This is a genomic window from Synechococcus sp. MU1655 (genome assembly GCF_023630655.1).
In the GTDB taxonomy this organism is placed as follows: domain Bacteria; phylum Cyanobacteriota; class Cyanobacteriia; order PCC-6307; family Cyanobiaceae; genus Synechococcus_C.
This window is the reverse complement of record NZ_JAKUHK010000068.1, coordinates 1-8,007: the sequence shown is the minus strand read 5'-3', so window position 1 is coordinate 8,007 and position 8,007 is coordinate 1. Positions and strand designations below refer to the sequence as shown.

General features: G+C 59.1%; 8 protein-coding genes and 1 tRNA gene. 5 read left to right on the top strand and 4 right to left on the bottom strand.

Annotated elements, in window-relative coordinates; genetic code table 11:
- Together NCN04_RS04915 and NCN04_RS04910 are read left to right on the top strand one after the other, a co-directional pair.
- Positions 1-1,845, top strand: a 1,845-nt coding sequence (locus NCN04_RS04915) for an SMC hinge domain-related protein (protein ID WP_502988753.1), incomplete at its 5' end; no start/stop codon positions are given.
- 60 nt (positions 1,846-1,905) lie between these two features.
- Positions 1,906-3,108: a PRC-barrel domain-containing protein gene (locus NCN04_RS04910; protein ID WP_048348321.1), complete on the top strand. Its 1,203-nt coding sequence runs from the start codon at positions 1,906-1,908 to the stop codon at positions 3,106-3,108.
- A gap of 26 nt (positions 3,109-3,134) precedes the next feature.
- Here the strand turns inward: NCN04_RS04910 and msrB are convergent, their stop codons facing one another.
- The 3 genes from msrB to NCN04_RS04895 form a co-directional block, all read right to left on the bottom strand.
- A complete protein-coding gene (gene msrB, locus NCN04_RS04905; RefSeq protein WP_250395351.1) occupies positions 3,135-3,560 on the bottom strand; it encodes a peptide-methionine (R)-S-oxide reductase MsrB in 426 nt (141 codons plus the stop codon).
- A gap of 26 nt (positions 3,561-3,586) precedes the next feature.
- Entirely contained in the window at positions 3,587-4,873 is a 1,287-nt protein-coding gene (locus tag NCN04_RS04900; RefSeq protein WP_048347255.1) for a glycosyltransferase family protein, read from the bottom strand.
- Positions 4,874-4,902: 29 nt separating this feature from the next.
- Positions 4,903-4,984: transfer RNA gene (locus tag NCN04_RS04895), tRNA-Leu, on the bottom strand.
- A gap of 100 nt (positions 4,985-5,084) precedes the next feature.
- Between NCN04_RS04895 and accC the strand changes: the two genes are divergently transcribed.
- Entirely contained in the window at positions 5,085-6,428 is a 1,344-nt protein-coding gene (gene accC, locus NCN04_RS04890) for an acetyl-CoA carboxylase biotin carboxylase subunit (RefSeq protein ID WP_048347256.1), read from the top strand.
- Positions 6,429-6,467: 39 nt separating this feature from the next.
- Here the strand turns inward: accC and NCN04_RS04885 are convergent, their stop codons facing one another.
- Complete coding sequence (locus NCN04_RS04885) at positions 6,468-6,788, bottom strand: YggT family protein (protein WP_048347257.1); 321 nt, start codon at positions 6,786-6,788, stop codon at positions 6,468-6,470.
- Positions 6,789-6,887: 99 nt separating this feature from the next.
- Between NCN04_RS04885 and psbX the strand changes: the two genes are divergently transcribed.
- Both psbX and NCN04_RS04875 read left to right on the top strand, forming a co-directional pair.
- Positions 6,888-7,010, top strand: a complete 123-nt coding sequence (psbX, locus tag NCN04_RS04880; protein ID WP_011620364.1) for a photosystem II reaction center X protein — start codon at positions 6,888-6,890, stop codon at positions 7,008-7,010.
- An 80-nt stretch (positions 7,011-7,090) separates the two neighbouring features.
- Positions 7,091-8,007 (top strand): Ycf66 family protein (locus tag NCN04_RS04875; RefSeq protein WP_250395350.1); only part of this gene is annotated, 917 nt, incomplete at its 3' end.

Sequence of the window (8,007 nt, the reverse complement as noted above, 5' to 3'; positions counted from 1 at the left end):
AAAAGCCGGCGTGCAGGCCGTTTAACGTTTTTACCTCTCAACAAGATTCGATCCCAAGCCGCCGGTGGTGGCGCGGCGATGGCCCGTGGCCGCCGACCGGAGGGGGGCAATGGCGACGGCCTCATCGGTCGAGCGGTGGAGCTGATCCGCTACGAACCGATCTACAGCGACGTATTCGGGTATGTCTTTGGCGACACTCAGGTGTTCAGCGACTTGGGCAGTGCTCGGCAACAACTCGGGCGTTTCCGAGCTGTGACCCTCGAAGGCGAACTGCTCGAGAAAAGTGGCGCGATGACGGGGGGAAGCTTCAGCCAACGCAGTGGTGGACTGAGTTTTGGTGTCAGCAGTGACAGCGATGAGGCCGAGCCCCTGCGGCAACGGTTGCTCGAGCTCGGCGAGACCCTGGCGGCTTGTCGACGTGAAGAAAACCGGCTGCTTCAATCTCTCGAGCAAGAACGACCACTCCTGCGTCAGCTGGAGCAGAGGCAAGCGGCTCTCGATGCGGAGAGAACGGCAGCCAAGCGAGCCCATGGACCATTGCTGGAGCGTTGCCGCCAACGCAGCGAGCGTCTCCACAGCCTTCAAGTCAACCGCACGGAACAGGAACAGCGGCTCCAAGTTCTCAAAGCCACCATCAACCCTCTGCTGGAAGAACTCGAGAGAATCTCCACCGAGGAACAAAAAGTGCAAGCCGAGGCCGATGCCGGGAATTGGCAACAACTCCAGGCCGAACTCGAACAGTCGGACAACGCCCTCGAACAGGCCCGCCGCCATCGTGATGAGCGTCTTCAACATCAGCGTGAACGCGAGCTCGCACAAACCCGCATCGGTGACCAGCAACAGGCCATTGAAGAAGAGGAAAACAGTCTTCAACTAGCGGTCACAGCACTCGCTGCGGCACATCAACGCTGGCGGGAGGAACAAAAGGAGTTGGAGGAACGCCGTCAAACTCTGGAAAACCAGCAACAAATCCTCCAAACCAAGTTTGGAGAGGAGCGTCGCGCTCGGGATGCAGCGGAAGCTGCCGTGGCCGAATTGCGTCAGAACCTCCAGCAAGCCCGCTGGGAACTTGAACGGTTACAGGAGGAGCGCCAAGCGATTCAAGAGCAACTGCGCAGCGGTGGAATCCGACTCGAAGAGCTCAAGCCAACACTGCCCAACCCCCTTCCCGAGATCCCAGAAGAGATTCGCCATGCCGGGCTTGAGGCACTGCAAGACCAGCTGCAGCAACTTCTAAAACGGATGGAAGCCCTCGAACCGGTCAACATGTTGGCCCTCGAGGAACTAACGGCCCTGGAAGAAAGGTTGGGAGACCTGGGAGAACGCCTGGATGTGCTCAGCCAGGAGCGCGAAGAACTGCTCCTGAGGATTGAAACCGTGGCCACACTCAGGCAAGAGGCGTTTATGGAGGCCTTTCAAGCCGTCGATGGACATTTCTCAGAGATTTTTGCAAGCCTCTCCGAAGGCGATGGCAAGCTGCAACTGGACAATCCGGATGACCCCCTCGAGGGAGGGCTCACCCTGGTTGCTCACCCAAAAGGCAAGGCCGTGCGCCGCCTAGCGGCCATGTCTGGTGGGGAGAAGTCCCTGACAGCACTGAGTTTTCTGTTTGCACTGCAACGCTTCCGCCCCTCACCCTTTTACGCCCTTGATGAGGTCGACAGCTTCCTCGATGGCGTGAATGTGGAGCGGCTGGCCGCGTTGATCGCCCGTCAAGCCGAACAAGCCCAATTCCTTGTCGTGAGCCACAGGCGACCGATGATTGGCGCCTCTCAGCGCACCATTGGTGTCACCCAGGCTCGTGGCGCTCACACCCAGGTTGTGGGATTACCCGATGCAGCTTGAACAGCGAGCTCCCGGGTCTTGCGTCAAAATGAGTCGAATTGCTCCGGCAGAGGCCTGCGTTTGAGCTCGTCCCCGTCCCCCAACGACCCACTGGCAACCGTCCCCAGCGACAGGCTGTGGCTTCGGTCGGAATTAATGGGGACCCAAGTCATCACCCGCGACTCAGGCAGACGCTTGGGTGTGGTCGGCGAAGTGGTGGTCGATATCGACCACCGCGAAGTGGTTGCCCTCGGATTGAGAGACAACCCGCTCACCCGTTTCTTACCGGGACTTCCCCGTTGGATGCCCCTGGATCGCATTCGCCAAGTGGGGGACGTGATTCTTGTTGATTCCGCAGACTCCCTAAGCGAGGCCTTCTCTCCAGACCGCTACAGCCGGGTGATCAACTGCCAGGTGATCACAGAATCGGGGCAAACCCTCGGCCGCGTGTTGGGCTTCTCCTTCGACATTGAGACAGGCGAACTCAGCTCGCTTGTGATGGGAGCCGTTGGTGTTCCCCTTCTTGGAGAGGGCGTGCTCAGCACCTGGGAAATTCCTGTCGATGAAATCGTTAGCAGTGGCGCCGACCGAATCATTGTTTATGAGGGTGCCGAAGACAAACTCAAACAACTGAGCAGTGGGGTGCTGGAAAAACTAGGCGTCGGCGGACCGAGCTGGGAAGAGCAAGAGCGGGAGCGATACAGGGTGAACATCGTCCCTGTCGAAAACCAGCTCAGTTCAGGGCAAGCGGTGGAAGAGGCACCACGAATGCTGGAAGCCTCAGAATCACAACGCTTCGAAACGGAACGGGAACTCGAGTACGTCGAACTGGAAGATCGCCGCAGTGACAACACGCGTGAGCGTCGCTACCTCGATGAAGCACCGATGCAGGAGCGAGAGAACTCCTATCGAGAGCCCTATCGCGAACCCGAGAGATACAACGAGCCCCCGTTGTATCGAGAGCCCCAACCGTTCAATGGACGACGGTCGGTCGATGAGAGACAGCCGCTGGATGAGCCACAACGATTCAATGAGCAACAGCGCTACAACGAATCTGACCGGTTTCGCGAACCCCAGTCTTTCCAGGACGAAGACCGCTATCAAGCCCCTCAGCGCCCATCACAGCCACCTCAGGAACTCGATGCAGCTCCACGCTTCGAGCAACGTCCAAGACCGGCGTCTCGTCGTCCGATCGAACGGCCAGGCGAACCCCTTGATGTTGAACCCATCGAGCTTCGCTCTCCTCAAGACCAGGAAAGCCAGCCCCTCGATGATCCCTGGTAACTCCAGGGATCAATCCACACCTCAACTCAAGCGGTGGCTTTCTTTTTAAAGTCGAGGGAAGCACTGTTCGTGCAGTAGCGCTGACCTGTAGGTGCCGGTCCATCGTTGAACACATGTCCTAGATGGGCATCACAACGTGCGCAAAGGATCTCTGTTCGCACCATCCCATGGCTTCGATCCTCATGGGTGCGAATGGCACCCTCGGTCACACCATTCCAGAAGCTTGGCCAGCCGGTGCCCGACTCATATTTTGTGCTGGAGCTAAAGAGGGGTGCATCACAACAGACGCAGTGATACATGCCGTCTTCCTTGTGATTCCAGTAGGCACCGGTAAAAGCAGCTTCAGTACCGCCCTGACGCGCCACTTGAAACTGGGTGGGGCTGAGTTTGGCCTTCCATTCCTCAGGAGTGCGTTCCACCCGATCACCACCTGCTACTGGCGCACTCGTCATGACTCAAATTTGAACTGGCAGGGACGCTAGTCGGAAAGAGCTAAGGGCAAGAGTCCCTGAACTTCCTCAGCAAGTGCTCTAACAGCACCAGGTTCACCCCGAAGGCCGCGCAAATCATCGCGTTGCCCCTGCAACCTCTCGGGTGTCGCGAGCCAGGACTCAGCCTCAAGGGCAATTTGCTCAGGCGTGATCGGACCCACGCGTTCAGGAACCACCATGCGACCAGCGCTGATGTTTGGCCAAGCCATGAATCCATGGTTTCGGAGACGCCAAGCGCTCAGCAACAAGCCGATCAGACGCCGCAGACCAGGCAGACGGGCCAAGAGCCCGAGCCAACCATCCCAAGCCTGCATCACACCCAGATGCTGGGTGGGAACCAACACGATCATGGGCACACCCAGAGCGCCAAGTTCAGCCGTGTTGGCTCCCACGGTGGTGAGCGCAAGCTTGCACTGGCTCAGGGCGCCGTGGGCTGGAGGATTTTCCTGCAAGTGAATCTCCGTGCCATTGCGCGTCATCAAGCGCCTCAATCCCTCGCCGGCACGAGCCGGTTCAATTGAGGCGACATCGGTGTCGTAGGAGGCAGCGATGGGATTCGAGCAACTTGCATAACGTTCCAAATCTTCGACGGAGGTGGTAGGTGCCACCGGCAACAAAAATCGGCAGCCAGGGCGTTGAGCCGCCAAACGGTCTGCAGTTTCCAGCAGAAAAGGAACACCCACGCTGAGTTTGGCCGGTTTCGATCCCGGTAACAAAGCCACCCACTCCCCCGATGGCAGCGGGGCCTCTTCTTTGGCATGGCTGGACAGATCCGCCATCAAGTCACCCACCACGCGGCAGCGAGAGCGAAAGCGTCTGGGCAGCTGGTCTCGCACCGTTGGGGCCATAGCAGCGATCCGATCGTTCCAGCGCGGCCAACGCGCCACCCACTCGGCGTAGGTGATGTGGCGATAGCCCAGCCGAGCTGATAACAACACACTCCAAAATTGATCCCCACCCAAAAAGACCACCACACCTCGGTCTGGCCAGCTCCCAAACCGAGAAGGCTTCAACAGCAGCAACCAAAACTGCCTGGCCAGAGTGATGCGATCAAACAATCCCCAACGGGAAGCTGCGGCGGCTTCCGTGCCAGTGGCATTGGGACAAGGGACCAAAACAAGCCGCAGGCTCAACAACGAGCCAGGGGCTCGAGGCCGCATCAGCAGGCGTCGATGCAGACGCTCAGCAAGGGGACGAACCCAGGTCGTGAGTTCACCAGGGCCGTTGGAAACGAAGACCACAGCCAGGGTTTGGTCCTTGGTGGGTGACGTCACTCAGTGCCGGTGGGGCTGGAAAAGAATGATGCGGATGGCGAGACTTGAACTCGCAAGGCCGAAGCCACACGCTCCTTAGACGTGCGTGTCTACCAATTCCACCACATCCGCGTGGCGACGTTGCCGATAGGGCTCGTCGATGGATGAGTATACCGACAGGCAGAAAAGTCCTAACCGCTGATACGATCCGCCCTGGCTCTGATGCTGCGGAATGCCCATCGGCAAGGTGCTGATCGCCAACCGCGGCGAGATTGCCCTAAGAATCCTGAGAAGTTGCCGTGAACTCGGCATCAGCACAGTTGCGGTGTACAGCACCGTGGATCGCAATGCACTGCACGTGCAACTCGCTGACGAGGCGGTCTGCGTCGGCGAAGGCCCCAGCAACAAGAGCTACCTCAACATCCCCAACATCCTGGCCGCAGCAACCTCCCGCGGTGTGGATGCCATTCACCCCGGCTATGGGTTTCTGGCAGAAAACGACCGCTTCGCCGAGATGTGCCGTGACCACGGCATCACGTTTGTCGGTCCGTCTCCCCATGCCATCCGCTCGATGGGAGACAAGTCAACGGCGAAAGCCACCATGCAGGCTGTTGGCGTGCCAACGGTGCCTGGGAGCGAAGGCCTCCTGCCCAACCCGGAGGCAGCCGCTGAGCTCGCTGCTGCCATGGGTTATCCCGTCATGATCAAGGCCACCGCTGGAGGCGGCGGCCGTGGGATGCGGCTGGTCCCCAGTTCTGATCAATTGGTAAAGCTATACAAAGCGGCGCAAGGGGAAGCCGATGCAGCGTTTGGGAATCCAGGGCTGTACATGGAAAAATTCATCGACCGCCCCCGGCACGTCGAAGTACAGATCCTGGCGGACCGTCACGGCAACGTGGTCCATCTGGGAGAAAGAGACTGCTCGATCCAACGACGTCATCAGAAACTTCTCGAAGAGGCGCCAAGCCCGGCCCTTGACCCTGAGCTGCGTCTTCGCATGGGAGAAGCGGCGGTCGCAGCGGCGCGCAGCATCGATTACGAGGGTGCCGGCACGGTGGAATTCCTCCTGGATCGAAATGGTGGGTTCTATTTCATGGAAATGAACACCCGCATCCAGGTGGAGCATCCCGTCACGGAAATGGTGACGGGGATCGACCTGATTGCTGAGCAGCTACGCATCGCCGGCGGGGAACCGATCAGCATCCGCCAAGAAGACATTCATATGAACGGGCATGCGATCGAATGCCGAATCAATGCCGAAGATGCGCAGCACAATTTCCGGCCAGCCCCCGGACGGATCACGGGTTGGTTACCCCCTGGAGGCCCTGGGGTACGCGTCGATAGTCACGTGTACACGGGCTACGACATCCCGCCCTTCTATGACTCCCTGATCGGCAAGCTGATCATCTGGGCTCCCAATCGCCCAGCCGCACTCGAACGCATGAAACGAGCGCTCAACGAGTGCGCCATCACAGGGATCCCAACAACGGTGGACTTCCATCTGCGCATGCTCGACCGCCCTGAATTCCAAGCGGGCGACGTGCACACCAAATTCGTTGAAGAGGAGATGCTCTAGATCAGAGCAACAAGGATGCCCAGTGCTCTCCAAAAGCGCTTAGGCAATGGACTGGGCGCGGAGCAACACCAGGGAGAGCAAACCCTGCTGACCCACCAACAGCTCCCGAAGCAAACTGAGCAGCCCAACCCAGATCACAGGAGTGACATCCACGCCCCCGATCGGAGCGATAACTCGGCGGGTCAACCCCAAAATCGACTCAGTGGGCCAGGCCACAAGGGGCCAAAAGCCTTTGGAAAGATCCACCTGCGGGTACCAAGTGAGCACGATGCGCGCGAGGAATGCGAGGGTCCATGCAGCCAACAGCAAACCAAGTGCCAAGTTGAGAGGCGGAAGGATGGCGACAAGCGTTGGCGTCACAAAGCCCTAAGCAATGGTGCCGTCATCGTAGAAACTTGACCTTGATCCCTAAAATCGCAGCGAATCAGGCCTCGCTGAACGCATTCGGTCCTAACCCCTATGACGCCTTCCCTCTCCAATTTTCTGACCAGCCTCGTTGCTGGTGTCGCGATCGTTGTGATCCCTGCATCTATTGGACTCTTTTTTCTCAGCCAAACCGACCAGGTTGATCGCAAACTTTGAAGACCCTTTCACGCTCCGTAGACTGAGCTCACTCGACCCGAGCTTCGGTTCCACGCAGGTCGTTATCAGAGAGCTTCACTGTGGTTAATGCCAGTCTGAATTGGGCCAGCATTGTTGGCATTGTGCTGGCTGTAGGTGGGGCACTGCTCTACTTCATGCGCAGTTTCAAGCCTGCTCTCGCCCGTGATTACGACGTATTTTTCGCGGCAATCGGCTTGCTCTGCGGAGGAATTCTTTTCTTCCAGGGCTGGCGGCTCGATCCAATTCTCCAGTTTGGGCAGTTCTTGTTGGCAGGAACCACCGTGTTTTTTGCCTATGAAAGCGTTCGCCTTCGGGGGATTTCAGCGGAACAGGCAAGACGCTCCGCCTATTTCGATGACGAGCCTGAAGCCAACAGCCCCGCTGGAGGTCTGCGCGGTGGCTACGACGATCCCTACGACCGCTTCGACGAGCCCCAGCCGATTCGTCGGCGATTTGGAGGCCAAGGGCTGGATGAAGACGAGAGGCCTGAACAAGATTTTTATCGCCCGCGTCGCACCTCGCGAGCTGCAATCCCTGAACAGGCAGCGAGTCGGAGCCGTCAGCGTTCCGATCCCGCCTCCGATTGGTCAGACAGCAGCGAACGAGATCGACGCATGGCTCGGTTCGGTCGCAGTGAGGACTCTGCACCGAGTGGCCCAAGCTTTGGAGAGCGCCGCAGCCAACGCCAGGATCAGCGCAGAGGGTCCAGGCCTACCGCAGTTGCGTCATCAAGGCCTGCCGCCTCATCCCGCCCCTCTGATGGGGCGGCTGGCTTAAACCAGCGCGCTCCAGGGTCAGCTCGGAGCGGTAGCGGCCTAGATGGGACACCTGGCATTCCTCAAGGCAGCCCACTGCGACGCGAGCCCGAAGATGCCGCTTACTCCCCAAGCACGCGTCAAAACGCCTCCACTCCTCCCGTGAGCAGACGCAATTCCCCTCCTGAAGACAGGCCTGCAACGGCTAGGGACACCAATCG

Coding starts and splice junctions, on each gene's coding strand:
- msrB (WP_250395351.1), bottom strand. CDS start 3,560: ATGACGAGTGCGCCAGTAGCAGGTGGTGATCGGGTGGAACGCACTCCT.
- psbX (WP_011620364.1), top strand. CDS start 6,888: ATGACGCCTTCCCTCTCCAATTTTCTGACCAGCCTCGTTGCTGGTGTC.
- accC (WP_048347256.1), top strand. CDS start 5,085: ATGCCCATCGGCAAGGTGCTGATCGCCAACCGCGGCGAGATTGCCCTA.